Origin of the sequence: Lactobacillus sp. IBH004 (genome assembly GCF_026185255.2) — a bacterium.
GTDB lineage: Bacteria > Bacillota > Bacilli > Lactobacillales > Lactobacillaceae > Lactobacillus > Lactobacillus melliventris.
This window is the reverse complement of record NZ_CP110217.2, coordinates 1497719-1522019: the sequence shown is the minus strand read 5'-3', so window position 1 is coordinate 1522019 and position 24301 is coordinate 1497719. Positions and strand designations below refer to the sequence as shown.

General features: G+C 34.7%; 21 protein-coding genes. 14 read left to right on the top strand and 7 right to left on the bottom strand.

Annotated elements, in window-relative coordinates:
- Positions 1-75 precede the first annotated feature (75 nt).
- On the top strand, positions 76-1254 hold the full coding sequence (locus LDX54_RS07670) for an MFS transporter (RefSeq protein WP_265667539.1): 1179 nt from the start codon (positions 76-78) through the stop codon (positions 1252-1254).
- On the opposite strand, the gene LDX54_RS07665 is transcribed toward LDX54_RS07670, so the two are convergent.
- From LDX54_RS07665 to LDX54_RS07655, 3 genes are all read right to left on the bottom strand, one after another.
- Entirely contained in the window at positions 1251-1988 is a 738-nt protein-coding gene (locus LDX54_RS07665) for a GntR family transcriptional regulator (RefSeq protein WP_265667540.1), read from the bottom strand. The genes LDX54_RS07670 and LDX54_RS07665 overlap by 4 nt on opposite strands.
- A complete protein-coding gene (locus LDX54_RS07660; RefSeq protein ID WP_187156718.1) occupies positions 1981-2718 on the bottom strand; it encodes a GntR family transcriptional regulator in 738 nt (245 codons plus the stop codon). Before LDX54_RS07660 ends, LDX54_RS07665 begins: the two co-directional genes overlap by 8 nt.
- A gap of 648 nt (positions 2719-3366) precedes the next feature.
- A complete protein-coding gene (locus tag LDX54_RS07655) occupies positions 3367-4725 on the bottom strand; it encodes an HD domain-containing protein (protein WP_265667541.1) in 1359 nt (452 codons plus the stop codon).
- Between the two features lie 197 nt (positions 4726-4922).
- Between LDX54_RS07655 and LDX54_RS07650 the strand changes: the two genes are divergently transcribed.
- The 9 genes from LDX54_RS07650 to scrK all read left to right on the top strand — a co-directional run bounded on the left by LDX54_RS07650 (position 4923) and on the right by scrK (position 15494).
- Positions 4923-5753 carry a helix-turn-helix transcriptional regulator gene (locus LDX54_RS07650; RefSeq protein WP_265667542.1) on the top strand — a complete coding sequence of 277 codons (831 nt, stop codon included), beginning with the start codon at positions 4923-4925 and terminating at the stop codon, positions 5751-5753.
- 526 nt (positions 5754-6279) lie between these two features.
- The gene (locus LDX54_RS07645; RefSeq protein ID WP_265667543.1) at positions 6280-7884 is read left to right on the top strand and encodes an ABC transporter ATP-binding protein; all 1605 of its coding nucleotides are present in this window, start codon (positions 6280-6282) and stop codon (positions 7882-7884) included.
- 222 nt (positions 7885-8106) lie between these two features.
- The gene (locus LDX54_RS07640; protein WP_265667544.1) at positions 8107-9297 is read left to right on the top strand and encodes an MFS transporter; all 1191 of its coding nucleotides are present in this window, start codon (positions 8107-8109) and stop codon (positions 9295-9297) included.
- A gap of 112 nt (positions 9298-9409) precedes the next feature.
- Complete coding sequence (locus tag LDX54_RS07635; RefSeq protein ID WP_122037926.1) at positions 9410-9814, top strand: DUF1934 domain-containing protein; 405 nt, start codon at positions 9410-9412, stop codon at positions 9812-9814.
- A 47-nt stretch (positions 9815-9861) separates the two neighbouring features.
- Positions 9862-10416, top strand: a complete 555-nt coding sequence (gene rpoE / locus LDX54_RS07630) for a DNA-directed RNA polymerase subunit delta (RefSeq protein ID WP_046325417.1) — start codon at positions 9862-9864, stop codon at positions 10414-10416.
- A 126-nt stretch (positions 10417-10542) separates the two neighbouring features.
- Positions 10543-12162: a CTP synthase gene (locus LDX54_RS07625; RefSeq protein ID WP_122026405.1), complete on the top strand. Its 1620-nt coding sequence runs from the start codon at positions 10543-10545 to the stop codon at positions 12160-12162.
- A 129-nt stretch (positions 12163-12291) separates the two neighbouring features.
- Positions 12292-13566: a UDP-N-acetylglucosamine 1-carboxyvinyltransferase gene (locus tag LDX54_RS07620; RefSeq protein ID WP_265667545.1), complete on the top strand. Its 1275-nt coding sequence runs from the start codon at positions 12292-12294 to the stop codon at positions 13564-13566.
- A 160-nt stretch (positions 13567-13726) separates the two neighbouring features.
- Positions 13727-14353: a hypothetical protein gene (locus LDX54_RS07615; protein ID WP_265667546.1), complete on the top strand. Its 627-nt coding sequence runs from the start codon at positions 13727-13729 to the stop codon at positions 14351-14353.
- 268 nt (positions 14354-14621) lie between these two features.
- Positions 14622-15494 (top strand): fructokinase ScrK, encoded by an 873-nt coding sequence (gene scrK / locus LDX54_RS07610; protein WP_265667547.1) that lies wholly within the window; start codon positions 14622-14624, stop codon positions 15492-15494.
- A gap of 84 nt (positions 15495-15578) precedes the next feature.
- Here the strand turns inward: scrK and LDX54_RS07605 are convergent, their stop codons facing one another.
- Positions 15579-16412, bottom strand: a complete 834-nt coding sequence (locus LDX54_RS07605; protein WP_265667548.1) for an AraC family transcriptional regulator — start codon at positions 16410-16412, stop codon at positions 15579-15581.
- 155 nt (positions 16413-16567) lie between these two features.
- Between LDX54_RS07605 and LDX54_RS07600 the strand changes: the two genes are divergently transcribed.
- Both LDX54_RS07600 and LDX54_RS07595 read left to right on the top strand, forming a co-directional pair.
- Positions 16568-17866 carry a PTS transporter subunit EIIC gene (locus tag LDX54_RS07600; RefSeq protein ID WP_265667549.1) on the top strand — a complete coding sequence of 433 codons (1299 nt, stop codon included), beginning with the start codon at positions 16568-16570 and terminating at the stop codon, positions 17864-17866.
- A 23-nt stretch (positions 17867-17889) separates the two neighbouring features.
- Positions 17890-19365, top strand: coding sequence for a glycoside hydrolase family 1 protein (locus LDX54_RS07595; RefSeq protein ID WP_265667550.1), 1476 nt, complete (start codon positions 17890-17892; stop codon positions 19363-19365).
- A gap of 63 nt (positions 19366-19428) precedes the next feature.
- Here the strand turns inward: LDX54_RS07595 and LDX54_RS07590 are convergent, their stop codons facing one another.
- Positions 19429-20844: a C69 family dipeptidase gene (locus tag LDX54_RS07590; RefSeq protein ID WP_265667551.1), complete on the bottom strand. Its 1416-nt coding sequence runs from the start codon at positions 20842-20844 to the stop codon at positions 19429-19431.
- Between the two features lie 201 nt (positions 20845-21045).
- On the opposite strand from LDX54_RS07590, the gene LDX54_RS07585 reads away from it, so the two are divergent.
- Positions 21046-21201 carry a helix-turn-helix transcriptional regulator gene (locus tag LDX54_RS07585; protein WP_071290284.1) on the top strand — a complete coding sequence of 52 codons (156 nt, stop codon included), beginning with the start codon at positions 21046-21048 and terminating at the stop codon, positions 21199-21201.
- A gap of 183 nt (positions 21202-21384) precedes the next feature.
- Complete coding sequence (locus tag LDX54_RS07580) at positions 21385-22263, top strand: phosphotransferase (protein ID WP_265667552.1); 879 nt, start codon at positions 21385-21387, stop codon at positions 22261-22263.
- A gap of 78 nt (positions 22264-22341) precedes the next feature.
- Here LDX54_RS07580 and LDX54_RS07575 read toward each other — a convergent pair whose 3' ends face one another.
- Both LDX54_RS07575 and LDX54_RS07570 read right to left on the bottom strand, forming a co-directional pair.
- Entirely contained in the window at positions 22342-23655 is a 1314-nt protein-coding gene (locus LDX54_RS07575) for a nucleobase:cation symporter-2 family protein (RefSeq protein WP_265667553.1), read from the bottom strand.
- Positions 23655-24233, bottom strand: coding sequence for a xanthine phosphoribosyltransferase (locus LDX54_RS07570; protein ID WP_265667554.1), 579 nt, complete (start codon positions 24231-24233; stop codon positions 23655-23657). The genes LDX54_RS07575 and LDX54_RS07570 overlap by 1 nt, the downstream gene beginning before the upstream one ends.
- Positions 24234-24301 lie beyond the last annotated feature (68 nt).

The following is a 24301-nucleotide window of genomic DNA, read 5'->3' as shown; positions in this document are numbered from 1 at the left end:
TAAGAGTCATCAAAAAGAAATGAGATTAAATGAACTCATTTCTTTTTGTTTTTTAAGTAAAAACTAGGTGAAAAAATGTTGAAAAAAAGACGAACTATTTCTTTAAAATGGCTACTTCTTGGTGTTTTAATTACTAATACTGCAATGAGTTTTATTTGGCCGTTAAATACAATCTATATACATGAAACATTACATAAAAGCTTGGTAGTTGCGGCATCTGTATTATTCTTAAATCAACTTGCAACCATGTTGGGTAGTTTGATTGGTGGTAAATTGTTTGATACCTGGAGTCCTTATTACTCCATTTTACTAGGAATAATTTTAAATATATTTGCTTTAGGGGGACTTATTTTTTTTCATGCTTGGCCGGCCTACGCTTTATTGCTCATTTTGTCTGGTCTTGCAAATGGTATTTCTGTAACTTGTGAAAATTCTTTGGCAACTAGAGTCGGCGATCATCGTTCCAGTTATGTATTTAACCTCTTATACTTCGCCTCGAACTTTGGCTTAGTTTTTGGAACTCTTACAGTTGGATATATTATGCCTTTGGGAATTGCTTACGTATTTGCCATTGCAACCATAATTCAAGTATTGTTTTTAGTGGTAGCTGTTATCAATTACAATATTCAGTTTAACCAAACAATTGGCGACAGAAAGCAAGCAATAAAAAAGGGAAAATTAACACCAAAGATTCTAGGTGCTCTTATCATGGTTTTAATTTGCTGGCTCATTTATGAACAATGGCAAAGCAATCTCTCCACTTTTATGGTTGAAAAAGGCTTTAAAGTTAAAAGTTACAGCTTTCTTTGGACATTCAATGCAATTTTAATTGTTTTATTTCAACCTGTTGTTACTCATTTTGATGAATTATTGTTAAAACATATTAGAGGACGATTAAATATAGGTATTTTATTATTGCTGGCATCATTTGCAATTTTATTATTACCTTTTAAAAACACTTACGGCCTCTATGTGACATCTATGTGTTTACTTACCCTAGGAGAGATATTGCTTTTTCCAGGGGTTGCCAGCTTTGTAGACATTGAATCACCTAAAAATTTAACAGGTTATTATCAAGGCAGAGTTCAAATGTTTAGTGCTTTAGGCAAAGCAATAGGTCCCTTATTCGGAGCATTAATTATTGACAATACCAGTTATGAATTTTTGTTCTTAACCTGTATTTTAATGGCCTTAATGGCTTTAGTTATTTTTTCTTGGCCGGGATTTGCTATTTCAAAAAAATATAAGGTCTAATTGCTGAGGTTTACATGATAACGGATTGACCCTTCGTTTGCAATGACGTAGCTTTCAGTGTATTCAATGATATCCTGATTTTGATCAGCGGTTGAATAGCAAGATTTGAAAACAAATGAGTTGGTACTAATTTGTAATAGTTTTGCTTCCACGGGCATCAAGGTTTCGAGTTGCTGATAAGTTTGATGTGCCTTTAAAAAGTGTCCCATGCTTTCAATATAATCGTATAAACCGATATTATTAAAATCAATTTGATAAAAGTTAGGGAAGAACTTTCCCGGAACAAAGGAATTTTCAAGTGCAAAGGGTTTGCCACAATGTAACTTTAACCGTTGAACCCCATAAACGGGCTCAGTTTCATTAAGAGCTAATTTTTGCCGTAAAAATTTTGAATCAATATTAGTAAAAAATTTAATTTGTTTGTTTGTGATAATAATTCCTTTAAGAGACATTGAATTGGTCAGGGAACGGGAACTGTCAAATGAAATATTAAAGCGTTGGTCAATACCACTGACGACGAAAGTTCCTTTTCCCAGTTTTCTCACTAATAACCCGTGTTCAACTAAGGAATTGATAGCACGCTTTGTGGTAGTCCTGCTTATTTTATAGTGTTCAGCTAGTTCACGCTCACTAGGTATTTTTTGCCCCGGTAAATACTCTTGAGTTCTAATTTTTTCGTATAAAAGGTGTTCAATTTGTTCGTATAAAGGAGCTTTATAAGAAATTTTATTCATTAAATGTACCAAGTTTTTCACTTATTATCTGAGACGGCATAATACTTACCGTATTTTTGGCGTCACTATATTGTTCTATAAAAAAACAAGTCTGATTGCTTGTAGTGGTAAATGTAGTTTCAACAGATAGCAAAGGATCCTGCACTTTGACGTGAAGAGCTTTAGCAATTAGCTTATCAGCAAAACAGAAGTTTAAAGTAACATCTGCATCTTGCGCCGTTTGCAGTTTTTCCTTAATTTTATTGAAGATCATTTCTTCACTACTCATTGAAAAACCGTTGTCAATTGGCAAAAAGATTCTATAAACTACATAACCGTTTGATTCTTTTTCAACTGATCTGAGAGTTATTAGTAGAATTTTTGTTCCCAATAACACCTTTAATTTTTCAGAAAGCTCTTTGTCGGTGTCGATGAATTTATGTCTCAGTATTTCATATTTGGTGTCATGTTGAGAAATATTAAGGTAATCAAGTTTATTTGAAAAAGAATTAATCAAATTTAAAAGAGGTTCATGTTTACGGTAGTTAACAAAGTAACCTGCTGCCGGTTTGCGAGAGATCAACCCCTGCTTTTCCAGTCTTTTTAAAGCCATTCTGGCAGTTCCGCGAGACACTGAATAATTTTTGGCTGTAGTACGTTCAGTCAATTTTTGTTCATATTTAATGAAGCCTTGTTCAATTTGGTATTGAATATCTTTAGCTATCAATTCTTCTTTCTTTATAGCCGACAAGATAGCCACTCCTTAGATAGATTAATTCGGAATTAATTGAAAACATTTAGTTATATTTAAAGTAATTTTATCAAATTTATTTTGATATAGATGTGATGTGTTGATAAATTATCAAAAAAATCACTTCTTTATAATGCAAAATTTATTATATCATGATTGAAAAAAGTATTGTGTTAATAAGTTAGACAGTGAACAACTTGTGTATTGTTAAAAAAGCCTTATTTCGTTTTAAAAAGCGAGATAAGGTTTTTAAATGTTCGAGCCATTAAATCTATATGTATATAAGTCAGGGTTATAGTATGAAACAAATACTCCTAGAGGTACCCGCTTACCAGATATGGAAATTGTATCAACGTTAGCTAAAGTTTTTAAAAGAAAGTCAACACTCAAATGTAATAAGCTTTGTTGCTCTTTTGTGGCTCTAACTGCGTTAATTTCTGCGTAATTTTCAATTAATGGTAACTTACATTTTTTTAAATATTGGTATAAAGACTTGTTCAAAAGGGCTAAATCAATATTTTGCATTACGTCAAAATTTAAATATTCTTCATTAATAGCTATAGGCTGATTATTACCTGTCCTAAGTCTTTTTAAATAATAAAATTTTCACCTTTTTGTTAAATTGGAAGAATAATTTATGAATATTTTTTATTTTTTAGGCTTTCTGATATATCTTAACGCACCATTTTTAACGTAACGTTGGAATTTTTGGTACAGGGGATCAAAAATTTGGGGTTCATCACTATTTGACATCATAATTTTTGGAAAAAAGAAACGTTCATCGCCTTGAAGTGTGCCATTTAATGATCTTACAAGTGGACTTAATTGTGACAATTCAATCAATTGTCCGTCATCCTGCATGATTTCAATTTGACTGTTGGCATTTTTGCCTGATGGCTTATAGGCATCGTATGGCTCGTCAAAAGCCGAATTGGTATCTGTATAATAGTTTGGATCAAAACCTGCTTGTTTAATCAAATCTTTCAATTTAGGTAGTAAATTTTTAGTTTCCTGATCAATACAAATACTGGCTAAGGGTTGTCTAAAAAGATAACGTTTGGTTAGATCCGCCAAAATTGGGTCACTCACTTTAGTCCACATTGAAAAATTAGTTTCCATTACGCCATCATCTAGCTTCAAATAATCATCAAGCGTCCAGTCATTGGCTAAAAATTTGGCTAAACTTGGTGTTACAGGCAAATTACCCTGCTGGTAAATAATTTTTGCTCTTTCAAGTAAATGTTGTAAAATTACTTCCATTGAACGACCAACTCTATGAAAGTAAACTTGTTGATACATTTGATAACGGGAAACAATATAATCTTCAACAGCATGCATACCAGCCATTGTGAAGCAGATTCCCTCATTGTAGGGACGAATTTCCTGTAAAATTCTTGATAAATCGAATTTACCGTAGGTTACACCAGTAAAATAAACGTCACGTTGCAAATAGTCCATTCTGTCAGCATCTGCCTGACTGGATATCATTTTTACCACCTGTGGATTAGGATAAGTTTTGGCAATAACGCTAGCTACAAGAGCTGGAAAATTGGGTGAAACAGACCTCAAAACCTGATTGATTTCGGTATTTGGATCAGTGATAATTTTTTGACCGATTTTTTCGTGATTTGTACCAAAAAGATGCTCGAAAGTATGTGAATAGGGGCCGTGACCAATATCATGCAGTAGTCCCGCACATTCAACAAGGAGTCTGTTATTATCGTCCCAGAGACCATCACCTGAGCGTTGAGAAGGATATTTTTTGGCAAAAATATTACAAATTCTGCGTGTCAGTTCATAGACACCTAAATTGTGTTCAAAGCGTGTATGAGTTGCACCAGGAAAAACATATGAGATTGGCCCGAGTTGCTTTATTCTCCGCATACGCTGAAATTCTTTGGTTTTTAAAATATCAAGTATTACCTGATCTTCAATATGGATGTATTCATGAACCGGATCTCTTAAAACTACTTCTTTTTTAAGTTTTTGGCTGTAGAAATTTGGCATATAGAATCCTCGAAAATTACTAGATTAGTCTTTAAAGGTTATTTGATACCTAAATTATAACAAACTTAAGCCTTTTAGTTTAATACAGTTGCCGTTAATATTATTTTTATTAAAATTAAATAATGAGTTTTGCCAGTTGTGGCAAAACTGTTCATAATTATAAAGGCACTAATATTATTAAATAGATGGGAGATCATATGAACTATATAGGCAATAAATTAAAAGCCTTACGTCAGGAATTAGGCTTAACTCAAACAGAAATGGCAGCTGGTATAATTTCCGTTTCCTTTTATTCAAAGGTCGAGCGAGGCTTAAATGACATCGGTGTAAATGATTTTCTGGAAATTTTACAGAAGCACAATGTTGACCCACAAGAATTTTTTGATGAATTTAAGGGCATAAAAAATAATAAAAAAACAGTAACAGCTTTAATGAACAAGTTAGTAAGGGTTGCTAATGAGGACAATGACGTAGCTATTAATAGTATCATAAATAAACTTAATAAAATAACACCGCAAACACCCTTTATTAAGTTTGCTATTTTACAAGCAAAATTAATTTCTAATACACATGATGTTAATGCTTTAAGCAACTTAACAAATAGTGAAAAAAAGCAAATAAAAAAAGTTATATTTCAAAGGGATACGGAAGAAAACGAATATTATCGATTAATATTAATTACAAATATTATTCAAATTTATAGTATTGAAGAATCTAACTTTTTAATTAGTAGTATTATTCGTCGCTATAAGGATACTGATAATTTGGATCGGAAAACTGTTGTTGTTTTAGGTGCGTTAATGATTAATTTTGTTGATTGGAGTTATAGGAAGGATAAAAAAGAATTTTGTTATTTACCACTAAGTTATTTAAGATCTTTACCTAACATAATTGAAGTTGCCTTTCCCAAAATCTTAGGCGTGTATTTTGAAAACAAAATTGGGAATAAATACGACGAGGCGAATGAAATAAAAAATATTCTAAAAAAAGCAGGATATGATACATTTGTAAATAAAATGAATAGGTGATTTTCAAATATGAAAAAATACCCACAATTTATAAAAATAGAATTAGAATAGTAATTAAGAATTTATTTAATATGTAAAGGAGTAAATTATGGATTTGTTAAGAACTCTAATTGTCGTTGTTGCTGAAGAATAGTTTAATTAATATGTTAAATTAGTTAATATTAAAAAGAGACCTTTAGGTTTCTTTTTTTTTGAAATTTGATTGCCTAAAGTATTGATAGAACAGGAATTTAGAAATTAGAAAATATTTCTTAAGGTGTTATAAACTTATTTATAATTAGAGCTTGCAGAACCTCTGCTATTTGAAATTGTATCAAAATAATTAAATTTAATAATGAAATTAGAAGATTTAAAACTAAAATAAACCAGTTTTCCATCCAGACAGGGTTTCAAAAGTTTATTAACTTTCGGAGCCTTTTTATTTATTAAAATTTTTTACAAAAAATAATTTATTATTAAAAATTAATGGTAAAATGAAACAAAAGTAGTTTTTAATTTTAAGATGATGTTCCTAAGGTAAAGTTTTATGAAAAATTTGTTTAAATACGTTAAACAAGAACCGGCAAAAGTAACTTTGGTAGTAATTCTCCAACTAATTTGCTCAGCTTTTCGGGTTCTTAATTCATTAATTAATGTTTTCATTTTAAATAGCTTAATTAAACTTGATTTTCAAGCATTTTTTAAATACATTTTGCTCAATATCTTATTGTTTTTGGTAATGACTGTATTCTTAATTAGTGAACAAGTATTGAGCGTAAAAACGGTGCAGTTTCTTAGCTTAAGGTTACGTCAGGATATTATTGAACACATAGAAGATTATTCGGTTTCCAGGTTTGAAAAACATGATACTGGAGTTTACACATCATGGCTGACTAATGACATGAATTTAGTTGAAGAAAATGGTTTTACAAATTTATTCTCAATGGTACAAATTTTTGGTGATTCCATCTTTTCTCTAATTGCATTGATAAAATTTAATTGGACTTTTCTGCCTCTGGTAGCCATTTTGACCCTTTTTACTTTAGGATTACCTCAGCTTGTGCGAAAGAAAGTCGCCAGCAGCAACTTCACTACTAGTAAGGAAAATGAAAAAGTGGTTAATGTAATTAATGATTGCTTACAAGGGTTTGCTACTTATAATATTTTTACTGCAGAACAACAAATAGAAAAACGTATTACCGATGCTATAAAAAAATTAATTGGGGCGAAAGTACGACAAGCAAAGTATAGCTCATATAATGGCAGTATAGCTGGGGCCAGCAATGTTATCAGTCAAGTAGCTATTCAAGCTTGGACAGGTTTTCTGATTTTAGAAAAGCAGGTAACTATTGGGGTAATTAATTCATCTACTTCGCTTGCCTTTAATGTTTTTAATTCATTAGCGGTTATTGCACCGATATTGACTGAATTGCAGGCACTCAATCCGATTTTTAGCAAATACCAATTAGACAAGCCACTTAAAGCTCATACTCAAGGCGGTAGTAAAATTGCTGACATTAATATTACAGCTAAAAATTTACAAATTGCTTATCATCCAGGTAAGCCAGTATTTAAAAAGCCACTCAACTTTACCATTCATGATGGTCAAAAAATTGCTGTTGATGGAGAATCAGGTAGTGGTAAGAGTACATTATTAAAAATTCTAGCCGGTAGGTTGACCGATTACACAGGTGATCTTCAATTAGACCAAACTGAGATTAGAGACATTGATAATAATGCATTACGGTCTAACACTGTTTACATTGATCAAACAGCATATCTTTTCAATGCTACAGTGCGCTATAATTTGGAACTTGGCCAGCATTTTACTGACGAAGAAATAAAATCTGCATTGGAAAAGGCTGATTTATGGGAATTTGTCAGCACTTTGCCGCAAAAATTAGATACCCCAGTTGGCGAAGGTGGCGCTAGTTTATCTGGTGGGCAAAAGCAACGTTTGGCTTTAGCTCGAGGATTGTTACGTAATCGTAAGTTATTCTTACTGGATGAATCGACTAGCAGCTTAGATAAAGCTGGAGCTATCAAAGTTGAAAATGACTTTTTAAATCAACCTAAGATTACTGTTGTGTTTGTCAGTCACCAATTACATGAAGAAAATAAAGATAAGTTTGACCAAATCATAACTGTTTAACTTATTAAAAGTAACTCTTTTGTAAATCTAACATAAAACGACTCGAAACTCTTTTTTTCTTGAAATTTTTTACGAAAAATGATTTATTATTAAAAAAAAATGATAGAATGAAAAACAAGAAGTTTTTAATTTTAAATTTTCGTTCCATGTAAAACAAGCGGTTATTTATTTTAAGCGCCTAATATAAAACGATATTAACAAGCTAAGCTTTAGAGGAAAATCATGTTAGAAAAAAGACCGTACTTACTTTCCCGATTAGTCAGTGGTTTAGGCAACTCACTTTTTGGTATGGTATTTATTTGGTGGATCCAAATACAATCTAAGAGTTCATCTGTTGTTGGTATTACCAATGCCATTTTCACAATAACTGCAGCCCTTTCTATTTTTTATGGGCCATTCATTGACAATCATTCTTTCAAGAAAACCAGTATTTATTCAATGGTGATCCAAGTAGTCCTACTTTTTATGTTAACAGCTGCAATGATTTACTTTAGTAAATATTACGCTTTTGCCATTATTATTGCCGGACTTCTGTCCATTTGTGATGAGTTTTTTGGTCCCGCTGATCGGGCTATTTTAAAAGAATCTGTGTTAGACGAAAGCGAAATGACCAGTATCATTTCCCAGATTAATATTGTTGATCAGCTGGTCAATGTTGGTGGTACTGCACTTTCTGGCGCATTACTGGCCTTTTTGTCAAGTGGAGATATTATTTTAGCTTGTTCATGCTTAAGCTTGCTCGGACTTTTATTACTAATTAGAGCTCTAAGAAATATTCCTGTTCACAATGTAGTTAAAGAAAAAGAGAATAAAGATGAAGGCTTAACAAAATATTGGCAAAAAATTCTCAACGGTTACCGCTACATAAAGGGAAACAGCTTTTTGTTTCACTATCTTTGGTCCAGCGTACTATATTCATTTGCAGAACCTGCACTGATCTTGATTTTGCCTCGGATAGCTGCAAAGGCAGGACAACCGGCACTTTATAGCACTTTTTACATTTGTATACTGGTAGGAATAATTCTTGGTGCTGTCATCGGTGGCAAAATGAAAGCTAAAATTAAAACAATTGGTTGGGCCTGGATTATTAGCGCTATACCTATCATTATTATGCTCTTTTTCTTAAAGAATATGGTTATGCTTTGTATCCTGCTTTTCCTGTTTGGCCCTGCAACCAGTATTCATAATGTCCTTGAAGAATCTATTATTCAAACTTCGACCTCTGATAATTACTTAGGACGAGTTTTGACGACTATCAGGACGTTTGCCAATATTGGTGGACCGATTTCGTCAGTTGTTGCCGGAGTAATTCTTGATCATCTTGGTGAAAAATTTATTGTTGTTATTAGTACAAGCCTAATTATAATTGGTGGTATTAATATTTTGCTGTCAGCACCTAAAAAAACTAATTAGTGGTGTTAAAAAATAATTTGTTTTATAATATTTTCTGCTAAAATTAAGAAGGATGTTAAATTATATTAGCTAATCGTGATGGTTGGCTTTTTTATTACAAAGAATCAGATAGATGACTAAAGTAAAAATTGATTTTACTAGTAGAATAACTCAAGGAAAAGAAAGCGAAACTTTTACTAAAAAATGCCAAGGAGAACTAATTGAATCAGGTGAAACTACTAGAGTTTCATACTTGGAAGATGGCAAAGTACCGGTTAAAATACTGATTAGAGAAAATAATGTGATTATTAGGCGTGGCAGTGACCAGAATAATTACTCGCAGTTACATTTTATAGTTGGCGAACGTAAAGATTGTCGCTATGTGGCACAAGGCTATCAAATGGATCTGCAAAGTACAACTGAATTTATTAAATTTTTTTCTAAAAATAATAATTCCCGTGAACTTCAGATTGAATATAACCTTTACAGTGGTCTATACTTAATAGGTAATTATACCGTCACATTGATTTTTACATGAACGCCTAGTAAAATAAGAAAGACTGTTTAAAAGAGAGGAATACAATTGTGGGATTAAACGACTTTAAAGACAAAAATCGCAATGAATTATCAATGATTGAAGTTGCTCGCGCAATTTTAGAAGATAACAATAAGAGAATGGCTTTTGCAGATATTGTTAACGCTGTGCAAAAGTACTTAGGTGTGAGCGATGAAGAAATAAGGGAACGTTTGCCCCAATTCTATACTGACATGAACACCGATGGTGAATTTATTTCAATGGGTGAAAATGTGTGGGCTCTTCGTTCATGGTTCCCGTATGAATCTGTAGATGAAGAGGTTAATCACCCTGAAGATGAGGATGAAGAAGATACTCGGACTCACCATAAGAAAGTTAATGCCTTTTTGGCTAGTGCTACTGGCAGCGATGATATTATTGATTACGACAATGATGATCCAGAAGATGAAGACTTGGATGCCACTGCTGATGATGAGCCTGATGACTTTGATGATGACGATGATTATGTCAATACTGATGATGACGATGACGAAGACTTACCTGATGGTATTGAAGGTCAGTTATCAGAATTAAACGATGATGACGACGAAGATGACAATGAATAATTTTCTTGACTTTGCGTCCTAAAATAGATAGTATTTTATTTGGGCACGTTATGTGCGTTTAAGCTCCCGTTAGGGAGCTTTTTTATTTTTTGATTATTCTTATTTTTTGCAAAGGAGTTTGGGCTAATGACAAAATATATCTTCGTTACTGGCGGTGTTGTTTCTTCACTGGGTAAGGGAATTACCGCTTCTAGCTTAGGTCGATTATTAAAAAACCGCGGTTTAAAGGTAACAATGCAAAAGTTTGATCCCTACATTAACATTGACCCCGGAACAATGAATCCTTATCAACACGGGGAAGTGTTTGTCACTGATGATGGTACTGAGGCGGACCTTGATTTAGGACACTATGAAAGAATTGTTGACGTACGTACCAGCAAATATTCAAATGTTACTACCGGTAAAATTTATAAAGAAGTACTGGAAAAAGAGCGGCGTGGGGACTATCACGGTGCCACTGTTCAGGTCATTCCCCATATCACAGACATGATTAAGCAAAAAATTATGCGTGCTGGTCTGACCACTGATTCAGACGTTGTTATTTCAGAAATTGGCGGTACTGTTGGTGATATTGAATCTACTCCTTTTATGGAAGCTATCAGACAAATGCGCCGTGAAGTAGGTGAAGAAAATGTAATGTACATTCATTGTACGCTAGTACCTTATTTACATGCAGCACAAGAAATGAAAACTAAGCCTACCCAACATTCTGTCGCTGAACTGCGCAGTATTGGTATTCAGCCTAATATGCTGGTTTTACGTGCTGAAATGCCAATTGATCAGGAGCATAAGGATAAAATTTCCAATTTTACTGATGTGCCGGTTGACCGTATTATTGAATCAATTAACGCACCATCGCTTTTTGACTTGCCGTTAGCTTTTCAAAAGCAGGGAATGGATCAAAAGGTCTGTGATTTTCTCCATATCAAGAGTCCTAAGGATGAAGCAGATATGGCTGAATGGCAAAGGCTTGATGAACGGGTTAAAAATTTACAACACACTACCACGATTACTCTTGTTGGTAAATATGTTGAACTTGAGGATGCATACATTTCTGTTACTGATGCGCTAAAACATGCTGGTTACGCCTACAATACTGATGTCAAAATTAATAAGGTGCAGGCAGAAGATGTGACCGAAGATAACATTGCCGACTTTATGAAAGGCTCTGATGGTTTAATCGTTCCTGGTGGCTTTGGTTCACGTGGTTTTGAGGGAATGATTACAGCAATTAAGTATGCCCGTGAAAATGATATTCCGTTTTTAGGAGTTTGCCTGGGGATGCAAATGGCGACTGTCGAATTTGCACGTGACGTTTTAGGATATAAGGATGCTAATACCACCGAAGCAGATCCTAAGACTAAGCATAATGTAATTGACATTATGGCTGATAAGCGTGACGAAGAAAATATTGGCGGTACCTTGCGTTTAGGTCTTTATCCAGCTACCTTGAAGAAGGGGACAAAGACTGCTGCTGCATATGATAATCAAGATGTCATTCAGGAGCGTCACCGTCACCGTTACGAGTTCAATAATGAATATCGTGAAGCATTTGAAAAAGCAGGAATGACTTTTGCTGGAGTATCACCAGATAACCACCTAGTTGAAATTATTGAATTAACTAAAAACAAATTCTTCATTGCTGCACAATATCACCCTGAATTTTTGAGTAGACCGCAAAGGCCGGAAGGATTGTATAAAGCATTTATAGGTGCTGCATGTGGACTTCCTGAAGAAAAGCTTTAATTGGCAAAGTTGAATAATACAAAAACCAGATTTTTGGGTGAGGGAAGGCAAAGGTCTTCTCTTGTTTTTTCTGTTAAATTCCTATAACATTATTATGACTAAACGAAATAGAAAAGGATTTTTTCGCCAATGAAGCAAATGATAATTCATGGTGGAAAGCCCCTGCAGGGTGATGTCTGGATTGGTGGTGCCAAAAATTCAACGGTCGCATTAATTCCAGCATCTATATTGTCGCGTACACCAGTAACTTTGGAAGGTGTTCCAAAGATTGCGGATGTTGACAACTTAATGGATCTGCTCAGTGAAATGGATGTTGTGAGTGATTTTCACAATACAACATTGCGTATCAATCCAGAACACATTAAGATGAGCCCATTGCCAAGTGGTAAAATCAAGAGTTTGCGTGCATCTTATTATTTTATGGGTGCCCTTCTTGGTCGTTTTGGTAAGGCTGTTGTGGGCTTCCCTGGTGGAGATGATATTGGTCCCCGCCCCATTGACCAACATATTAAGGGGTTTGAAGCCTTAGGCGCATGTGTAAAAAATGAGAATGATCAAATAAAAATTACTTCCCCTGCAGAAGGGCTCCATGGTGCTACTATTCATTTAGCAATGCCTTCTGTAGGTGCAACAATGAATATAATTATGGCATCAGTAACCGCTAAGGGACAAACTATTATTGATAATGCTGCTAAAGAACCTGAAATAATTGACTTGGCTACGTTTTTAAATAATATGGGCGCAGTTATCAGGGGTGCCGGAACGGATTCGATTAGGATTGAAGGAGTTAAGCAGCTGCAAGCTAAGACCCCCCACACTATAATTCCTGATCGAATTGAAGCGGGCACTTATATTTCCCTTGCCGGTTGCATTGGCAATGGCATCTGCATTCATAATATTATTGAGGAGCACCTTGATTCTTATTTAGCTAAGGTAGAAGAAATGGGTGTAGTAATTGATGCAACTGAAGATTCCCTTTATGTTTATCCTGCTGGCGATTTAAAAATGACACAAATTCGCACTTCTTCTTATCCAGGATTTGCGACAGATTTGCAGCAGCCGGTGACTCCGCTTCTGCTTTCTGCCAAGTCCGGTGAAGGCGTGATTATTGACCAGATTTATCCTAAAAGAATCGGTCACATTGAGCAGTTGCGTAAAATGGGTGCGGACATTAAAGTGGAAGATAATATTATTTTGATTCATCCAACTGCTAAACTTCATGGTACGAAGGTTTCAGCTGGTGAAATTCGTGCAGGAGCCTGCTTAATGATAGCTGGTTTGATGGCAGATGGCGAGACTGTAATTGACAATGCTGATAATATTCTCCGTGGTTATGATCGCGTGCAAGAAAAACTCCGCCTACTTGGTGCGGATGTAAAAATCCAGGATGCACTTAATAAATAATTTAATAGTAACTGAATAATAGTTGAGTGGGCTAATCATAATGATTAGCCTGTTTGGTTATATTTTAAAATTATAAAAAGTACTTTATTGTTTCTTTTGTAATAAGAACGTAATATAATTACATTATTATTACTAAAAGATGAAATAATGAGGTATAAAAATGAAAAAGGACTTTCATAAATTTTCAAAAACTGTCATAGCTGCGGCTTTGCTAAGCGTTCCTGTCGGAGCAGTTTTTTCTGTAAACAATGTTAATGCAAAAACTGTTACAAGCGCAGAAAAACTCTTTCACTATTCTCAAAAGACTTTGTCCAAAAAGTTTGTTAAGGCCGGTTATGTTTTTAAACTAACTGATGCCACAAAGGGAGCCTTATATAAGTCTACTGGTAAACCCTATAGTACTAAAGTCATTAAAAAGATTGTCAAGAACAATACACTTTTTAAAGTTAAAAAAGTTACGCCAATTCATAATGGCATGTTTGTTGATTTAGTTTCAAAAGATGGTAAATATAAGGGTTCTACTACATATCTAACTGGTATATATAACAAAAATACAGAAGATGAAAAGCTGAAACCTTTGGTGCAGGCAGAGCTGGATGTTATGACAGCTAGAGATAATAATAAGCCAACTGCAGAACTATTAGCTAAAGCTGAAACATTAGCTAATGAATTGACAGGACACGAAAAGAAAATCGCACTGACATCTATCAAAGAACTAAAAGAATTCGTTAAGTATGGGACTATGGGAGAAATACCAGTGCTATTAATTGGAAAGTATCCTGATTAATTAAAGGAATAGATCAAGTATAGAATTATGTGGTAATACAGCTACTACAGATTGAAAATTGTTCAAAGACTTAATATAGATAGGATAAATAATATAGTTTAAGTAAATATAAAGCCTGAAGTATGATTGCTTCGGGCTTTTTTATTAAATAATTGTTTGTATGGCTTGCAGGAAGACGCACTTTTTATTTGAGAAAAAAATTTTTTATTCTGATTGAGAGTTATAATAAAAAAGTAACTAAAATGAAAGGTCAATTAAGGAGTTATAAATGCTATTAGGTTCAATAGAAGCTGGCGGTACCAAGTTTGTTTGTGCAGTCGGCAATGAAAATTATCAAATTAAAGATCAAACAACTTTTCCCACCACGACACCAGAAGAAACTTTGCAGAAAACAGTGGATTACTTTAAGCAATTTGCCGTTGATGCCATTGGAATTGCATCTTTTGGACCGATTGAGGTGCGGAAAACAGCACCTAATTATGGCTTTATCACTGATACACCAAAAAAGGGATGGAACAATACTGACTTTGTCGGATTTTTGACTAAAACAATTAAAGTCCCAGTTTTCTTTACTACTGATGTTAATGGTTCGGCTTTTGGGGAATACGTGATGTCACAGTTATCAAATGAAGACGTTGACTCTCTTGTTTACTACACGATTGGCACTGGTGTCGGTGGCGGAGCTATTATTAATGGTAAGTTGGTAGGCTCTTTAGGCCACCCTGAAATGGGTCACGTAAAAGTTAAACGTCATCCAGATGACTTGGATTTTGCAGGAATTTGTCCTTTTCATAAAGATTGCCTGGAAGGTTTAGTGTCAGGTCCTACTTTTGAAGCTCGCCTTAATAAAGCCGGTAAAGATGTGCCGCTTTCAGATCCTGTTTGGGATATTATGAGTTACTACGTAGCTCAGGCTGCCTTGCAAGTCACCTTAATTTTACGTCCTGACAAAATTGTTTTTGGCGGCGGCGTTACTAGTGAAAAGTTTCTAGAAAAAGTGCGGCGTGATTTTGCGACATTATTGAATAATTATGTCCACGTGCCACCATTGGAGCAATACGTCACTATGCCGGAAATCAGTAATAATGGTTCTGCCACAGTCGGTGATTTTGCTTTGGCAAAACGGGTGTTGAGAGAATAATTCATTTTAGTAATTTTACAAAAATAGCGAAACCTGAAATTAATTTTTTTAATTTCAGGTTTTTATTATGGAACATATTTTTACTCAGTGGATTTCTAGCCTGTACTTTTTTGGATTGTAACCGTATTGTTTTTTAAAATAGGAACTAAAAGACCTAGAATTTGAAAAACCATTTTTAAAGGCAATTTTATTGATTGATAAGTCTGTCATTGTTAAGTCAAAGTATGCATGTTTTAAACGCACCTTAGTTAAATACTCTGAAAAAGAAACACCTGAATGCTTTTTAAAAAATTTAGAGAAGTATGTGCTAGAGTATGAAAATAATTTGGCAGTTTCCGCTAATGTTATTGGATAATGATAATTTTCTTCTATATAAATCATTATTTTTGATAAAATTTCTTCGTATTTTTGAGAGGTATTGATCATCTGTGTATCAAAATCTCCTACTTTAAATTCTGTCAACAGTAAAAAAATGATGTCATTAATACAAGCTTTTATCCTAAAATTAAGCTCTAGCCCTTGATTTCTTTCTTGAATAATATTTAATTCTTCCATATAATTTCTTAATTTTACTAAGGAAATATAATTTTTATCGGATAGTTTTGTGTCAAATTCATAAGTACTAAAAATATCTTTATATTCACTTAAACACTCTTTTTCAATGGTTAGTCGTAATAGTTGAAATGGAACTTTTGATTTTATTGAATGACTTTTAAGACTATTTATAAACAGTATTCTATTTTTTGTTAGATTATGATTTTTAGAACCAATTTTAACTGTTGCATTGCCTGAATAGCAAAGTAATAGTTCGAAAGAATTATGCCACCGACTTGATTGTGAAAAATTATTACTTTTATTTGAAATAATATTAGTCGAATATAATTGCTTAACCTTATAGTTCATCGGCATGTAACTCATTTTTGTTTTCCTTACTTAATTATGTTGTAGCAAAAGTTTGCACAAAAGAAACTAATTATTTTGTTTTTGGTAGCGCTTTATTTTAATAAACTAAATTTAGATTAAGTGCTTAATTATTTTTTGTCAAAACAATTTTTTTAGAAAGGAAAAATAGAATGAACGAAAACAAAGCGACATTAACTGACAGATTTACTGCTGTGGCAGCTAAAATTGCTAATATTACTTACCTTAAGATTTTAAGGGATGCTTTCCAAGTTATTATGCCAATGTTTATCTTAGCTGGTATTGGTACATTATTAAATAGTGTAATTTTTCCAGCTTTAACGAATGGCGATTTGTTAGCAAAATTGCAAGTATTTGGAACTTTAATTAGTAATGCAACATTAAATATTTCAGCAATGCTAGTTGCCCCAATGATTTCATATTATTTAGCAAAGGCTAGAAAATTTGATTCCCCAATGTCTGCCGTAATAGTTACAATTGGTAGTTTATTTGCCATTATGCCAATAATTAATCAGGCTACGATAAAAGGCACCGATAAAGTGACAGAAGTTATTGGAGTAGTAACTTTTGACAAAATTGGTACTAACGGTATGTTTGCTGGCATTATTATTGGCTTTGTGGCGACAGAAATTTTTATTAAATTGTCAAAATTAAAGGCTTTAAAAATTAATTTAGGGCAAGGAATTCCTCCTGCTGTTGCTACTAGTTTTGAATTAATGATACCAATTTTCATTACCATTTTAATTATTTGTTTAGTATCAACTCTCTTAGTTGATTTATGGAATACAAGTGTAATTGATTTTATTACAATGGCTATTCAAAAACCTTTAACTAAAGTTGGTAATAGCTTTATTGGTTTTACATTTTTATTTGCGCTTGCGAATTTTGTGTTTTCAATTGGTATTCACCCTTCAACCATTACAAGTTCAATTATGAAAGCTCCTCTTATGGTTGCTATGAATGAGAATATGACTGCAGCAGCAGCTGGTCGTCAAGCTCCTAACATAATTAATTATTCATTTAGACTTGTTTTTGGTCAAATGGGAGGTACGGGTGCTACACTTGGTCTTTTAATCGCTATTTTATTATTTACAAAATATAAGCCATTTAAACAGGTATCAAAATTAGCTCTTGCTCCTGCAATCTTTAATATTAATGAACCAATTGTATTCGGACTTCCAGTAGTATTTAATGTTTCTTTGATGATTCCCTTTGTGTTGGGGCCAATTATTGGAACAACAATAGGTTACGTAATGACAGCTATAGGTTTTATTAAGCCACTAACAGTATTAGTTCCATGGACTATTCCTCCATTCGTCAACGGTTTTTTAGCCAGTGGAGGAGATTGGAAAGTAGTTTTAGTGCAAATTATCATAGTAGCAGTTCATGTTATTTTATATCTACCATTTTTGAAAGTATCAGAAAAGATAGCAAAACAACAAGTTGACTAAATATTTATAGTTTGAGGAACATCATGAATAGTAAAATTTTTCCAGAAAATTTTTTATGGGGTGGAGCAGTTGCCGCTAATCAGATAGAAGGTGCCTGGCATGAAGACGGCAAGCTACCAAGTGTAATTGATACAGTCGTTGGCCTTCACTCCCGAAAACCAAGTATAAAATGGAATAAAAATAAGAAAATATGGGAACTTAATCTAGATCCTACAAAAACTTATTTGACTCATGAAGCGATCGATTTTTACCATCATTTTGACGAAGATTTAGAGCTAATGCATGAGCTTGGCTTGAAAGCTTTTCGAACAAGTATTGCTTGGTCTAGAATTTATCCAAAGGGTGATGAGGATAAACCAAATGACAAAGGATTAGAGTTTTATGATCAGCTTATTGATACCATTATTAGTAAAGGAATGGAACCAATAATAACGTTGAGTCATTATGAAACTCCATTTAATTTGGTAGCTAAATACGGCGGTTGGACTAACCGTAAAATGATCGATTTTTTTATTAAGTATTGTCAAACTGTTTTTCAACGATATAAAGGGAAAGTTCACTATTGGATGACTTTTAATGAAATTAACAATTTGATGAAATATCCATATGTAGCGGGTGGTATATTACCGATACCACCTAGAAATCTAGATGATCCTCTATCTGATATAAGTTTAAAAGATTGTTTTCAGGCTAGTCATAACATGTTTGTGGCAAATGCACGAGCTATTCAGATATTAAGAAAGATTGACAGCAAAGCAAAGATGGGACTAATGTGTAGCTTTTCTCAGCTTGCACTATATCCTAATACCCCAAATCCCAAAAATGTTTTTGGTGCTTATCTTTTTACCAGAAAATCATTTTTCTTTAGTGATGTAATGTGCCGGGGACATTATCCTATGTATATTATTCGCTATTGGAAAGAAAATAATTTGGCTCCAGATATTGAGCAAGGAGATTTAGAACTAATTAAGAATTTTACATGTGATTATATCGGATTTAGCTATTATAAAAGTAGTGTCTTTGATGTAGATGAAAAAATGAAAGTAGATACTGGAGGGCCGATTGGTATTGATAATCCCTTTTTAAAGCTGAAAGCACCGCAACCTTGGAATTGGCCGATTGATCCGGAAGGGTTACGTTATGTATTAAACATATTAACTGACCGCTACGAATTACCCCTTTTTATTGTGGAAAATGGTCTAGGCATGGATGAACATCCAGATAAAAAAGGCTGCATTTATGATAAAGAACGATGTGACTATCTTAAGATGCATATTGAGCAAATTGCTAAAGCAATTCAAGATGGTTGCAATGTAATTGGTTATTTATGGTGGGGGCCTATTGACATTGTTTCAGCTGGAACAGGAGAAATGAAAAAACGCTATGGCTTCGTTTACGTTGATAGAAACAATGACGGTAGTGGCACTTTAAAAAGAATCAAAAAATTTAGTTTTAACTATTACAAGCAAATCATTGAATCGAATGGGACAGATCTTTGAGAAAATCGTTAACAAACAAAAACGGCAGAGCTGATACTCTACCGTTTTTTGTATTTCAGAATTTTAATCTAACAAGTCAAACTTAAGCGTTGCCAGGTTATGGCCTTCATTGACCATGTTACCCAGCAGTTCAATAGTGTTGTTGTAAACTTGATCAGCCATCTTTTGGTTGGCCTCAGTTAATAAATCTTCAGCTTCTTTACCTGAAAGACCTGCAACTTTTTTATCAGTTTCGTGTTGAATGAAGTGACATTGTGCCAATGATTTTTGCTCAAAGTCATTTTCTAATTCACCGTAGACTTTAAAGTTAGTGTCACCCAATTGTGCTGTTAATTTGTTTAACCAGAAAATCTTGTTCAAATCGAACTTTGGCCCGGTTTGGAAACTGGCTGGTGTGTCGTTGACATTCGTGTAGAATGGGACAAAGCTGTTAAAGGTATTTGGACCAAAGCAAAGCCATTGCACGCCAGCAATTTCTTCAGGAACGTCATTTCTAACTTGCAAGATATGAGTTTCGAAGTTGCGATTAAGGGCGATTGGACGGAAGGTCTTCTTTTGTTCAGGGGTACCTTGATCGCCATAAGGATCAAATGGCGTATCTTGATAGTGAGAACTCTCGATAAAACAAATATCCTCAATACTAATCTTACGGTTTGCGTGGCAAATAAATGGTTGATCCTGATCACTTGGCTTGCCACCGAATTCTGGATCAAAGTAATTGTGAACAAACCAGGCACGTGGATTGTTGTAATGAGCATCTTTAATAGTTGAGCTACCAAAGATATGCCGCATGTTGTAACCTTCGCGGTCAGGGTTTAAGTGGTATTCCTTAATCAAGTCTTCTAAGGTGTCATCAGCTAAGAAGCCATCTTTACCAAAATGGAATTCATCGATGTTCAAACGGTTAGGAGCAACAACATAAGCGTCATCAGGAATACGACGTGCAATCCAGTGGTGACCACCAATAGTTTCCAGGTACCAAACTTCATCGTGGTCGGCAAAAGCCATACCGTTCATTTCGTAAGTACCATATTTTTCCAGCAAATAACCAATCCGCTTAACGCCATCAAGAGCACTGTGGATATAAGGCAATGTTAAAGTAACAAAGTCTTCTTCTCCTAGGCCTCCCTTAGTAACAAGCGGGTCGATCCCTTGTATACGTGCGTTAGTGGTAATAGTTTCAGTAGCAGTCATTGCTACGTTTTCTGAGTTAATTCCGGCTGCACCCCAGATGCCGCTTTCGCCAGAGACGTCAGGTGCACTGGTATAACGTAAAGGCTTTTCCGCTAAGTCTGCATCATCAATCTTTTGGTGACTAATAACACTTTCATAATGCTTTGGTTGTTTTTCCGGTGTAATAAGTTCAAAACCTTCAGGAATTATTTCACGGCCACCGTCTTCACTTCTGGCAATCATAGCTGAGCCGTCAATGGTGGCATTTTTACCGACAAGAATAGTCGTACATTCTGCTTTTTTCATCTTATCTGTCCTTTCAAATTACTTAATCTATATTGTATTAAAAAAGGCGGGCTGTTTGCAAAAAAATGAGTAAACTTAAACCTAAATTATTATTACTTTTACGAAGTTGGGATTTTAACTAAATTCTGATTTATGATTGGCAAAAAATGTAAAAGATGCTTTACTAAAAAAGTCAAATAAGTTTGACAGGAGAGTGAATTAGTGAAAAATAGAATTGCTCAATTGCGTAAAAAGCAGAGGTACTCACAGGCTCAATTCGCCGCAGCCGCTCATGTTACTCGGCAAACAATCAACGCCATTGAAAATGATAAGTATGACCCATCTTTAGGATTAGCTTTTTACTTGGCGCAGATATGAGGGGTAACGGTTGATGAATTATTCTTATATGAAGGCGAGAATTAAAATGATTAATACTAAGAAAAACATAGTTTATGGTGCGTTTTCATACTGCTACCTTGATTGGCAAGAAAATCGGTAAACAACTTTTGTGCTAGGTCGCTGTGGCATTGCCCGCATCGGTGAAATGAAAGAAATAAACTAATGACTATAGAAAAAACTTTAGAAGAAAAACTGCAAGCTGACTTAACAAAGATCACGCACGAGTCACAAAACAGCACTTTTGTTGGTGATAGTGCAAAATTTGAGCAAAAAATTTTTGTCAAAGTCTTTGCACAAGCAGGAAAATTTTTAACTGAAAAAGCTGTTAACGAGCAACTAAATACTCGGGTATTAGACTCTTTTGTTGTCAAACAAACGCAACAATTTGTTTTGGTCATGAAAGATTTGGCGCCTTCTGATATTAAAGAAGAAATCACTCCTGATATGGCATTTAACTTGGGCATAGAATTGTCTCACTTCCATCAAAAAGTCAAACCTTTTTCTGGCATATACCTAAATAATCAACTATTCAATAAGGCAAAAGGCGACATTGATAACTTAAATAAACCCGAAATCAAAAATAAGCTGCTGAAATTGCTGGCACAGTTTACAGCCGAAAGAGTAGATATTGAAAAAGATTTAGCAGTTCATGCAAATACTGTTTTACACGGAGATGTCGGCTTGCGCAATTATAAAATCGTTGCTGATCATCTTAGTTTAATTGATTTTGAACGAGCGCGCATGGGAGTAAATTATCAAGACTTCATTAAGCTTTTTTACCAGGACTTTGGTTTAAATAAAGAATTGATTGTTTCTTTTGTCAAAGGATATGAAAAGTGTGGTCAGAAAATTGCAGTTGCTCCAGTGACACAGGTTTTTCTCATTTTTATCACTGCTATTGGAATTATGAAGTATACAGAAAAAATTGTGGATAAGCCATTTGAACAAATCGGAGAACAAATGCTTGCAACTTGCAGTTCATTTCTAAATAAAGGGAGTTTGACTGAGAGCCTGACTAACATGAATGCTATTATCCGATAAAAATAAAAAAGCATCTTCTTGCCTGAAGATGCTTTTTTGGGGTAAATAGAATTGTCTCAAGGGTAAAGACAATTTCATTTACGTGATATTTGCAGTTTGAGTATTTTGTTTTGCTTTTCTATCACCTCCTTTAAGTAAAAAGTTTAGAATTGTTGCGGATAAGCTAGTAATCACGATGCCGTTGCTTAAAAATAATTGCACAGTAGCCGGTAGATTTTTGAAAAATTGGGGATAAATAGTAACACCGAGTCCCAGTCCAATTGAGATAGCAATAATTAAGACATTGTTATTGTCACTCAAATCAACTTTGGCCAGTGTTTTGATACCTTGAACTGCAATCATAGTGAACATTACGAGCATTGCACCGCCCAACACTGGCGTTGGAATGATAGTTACCATTGCGCCAATTTTAGGTAACAAACCCATAGCCATTAGTAGACCACCGGCCCAGTAAATCGGACGTTTAGTTTTAATGCCTGATAATTGTAAAAGACCGACATTCTGAGAAAAAGTGGTATAAGGAAAAGCATTGAATAAACCGCCAAAAATCTGGGCAATGCCTTCTGCGCGATAACCTTTTTTCAAATCTTCTTCAGTGACGTCATGGTGTAAGAGGTCACCGATGGCGAAGAATACGCCGGTTGATTCGACCATCGAGACTAAAGCTATGATGATCATGGTCAGACTGGAAGACCATTCAAATTTCGGCACTCCGAAGTAAAAGAGTTGAGGTAGGTGGAACCAAGATGCTTCCATGACAGGAGTGAAGGAAACGAGTCCCATGCAAGCGGCAATAGCAGTTCCGGCAACAAGACCGATTAAAACAGAAATTGACCTGATGAATCCTTTAGTCCAAATTTCTAATGCCAAGATGATAAACATGGTGCAAAATGCTAGAAACAGGTTTTGACCACTGCCAAAACTTTTAGCAGCTGAATTGCCACCACCCATGTTTTGAATTGCGACCGGAACGAGGGTTAAGCCAATAGTAGTGATTAATGTGCCTGTTACTACAGGAGGAAAGAACTTTTTGATTTTGGCAAAAACACCCGAGATTAAAACTACGAAAATACCGGCAACTATAATGGCACCATACATGTCGTTGATTGAGAATTTCTGCCCAATCATTTGCAAGGGGGCAACCGCCTGAATGGCGCAACCCAAAATGACTGGAAAACCAATACCGAAGTACTTGTTACGCATTAATTGTAATAGCGTAGCTAGGCCGCACATGAAAATGTCAATTGAAACAAGGTAAGTCATTTGTGCAGGAGAAAATTTTAACGCATTTCCAATTAACAGAGGTACCGCAACAGCACCAGAATACATTGCTAACAGGTGCTGTAAACCTAAAACAGCTGCTTTTTGCTGGCTAACTTCTTTTTCTGCCATTAGTTTTCTCCCACAAAATGTACTTGATTATTAGCTAAACTAGCGATTTCTGCCAAGGCTTCGAGGCGATAGCCGTGTTGTTTAAGCCAGTCGCTGCCGCCTTGGAAAGTTTTGGCGACTACGATACCAACACCAGCTACCTCAGCACCAGCCTGGTTAGCAATATTAATCATGCCTTTAACTGCTTCACCGTTTGCCAGGAAGTCATCAATAATTAACAGGTGATCATCATGGTGCAGGAATTTTTGTTCAACACAAATTTGATTAGTGACTTTCTTGGTGTAGGAATAAACATCTGCCCAATAGACCGCATCATTAAGTGTAGCGGGCTTTTTCTTGCGGGCAAAGACCATTGGCACATGTAATTCATAGGCTGCCATTACTCCAGGGGCAATTCCAGAAGCTTCACAGGTCAACACCTTTGTGACACCACTATCCTTAAATAGCCGACTAAATTCTTCTCCGACTTTCTTCATTAGTTCGGGATCTACCTGATGATTTAAAAACGAATTAATTTTTAAAACGTTACCAGGTAGAACTTCTCCGTCACTGCGAATCCGGTCTTCTAATAACTTCACTTTTTCCTCCTTCAAGACAAAAAGGGCTTTTCCTACCAAAACTATGGTAAAAAAAGCCCTTTAAACCA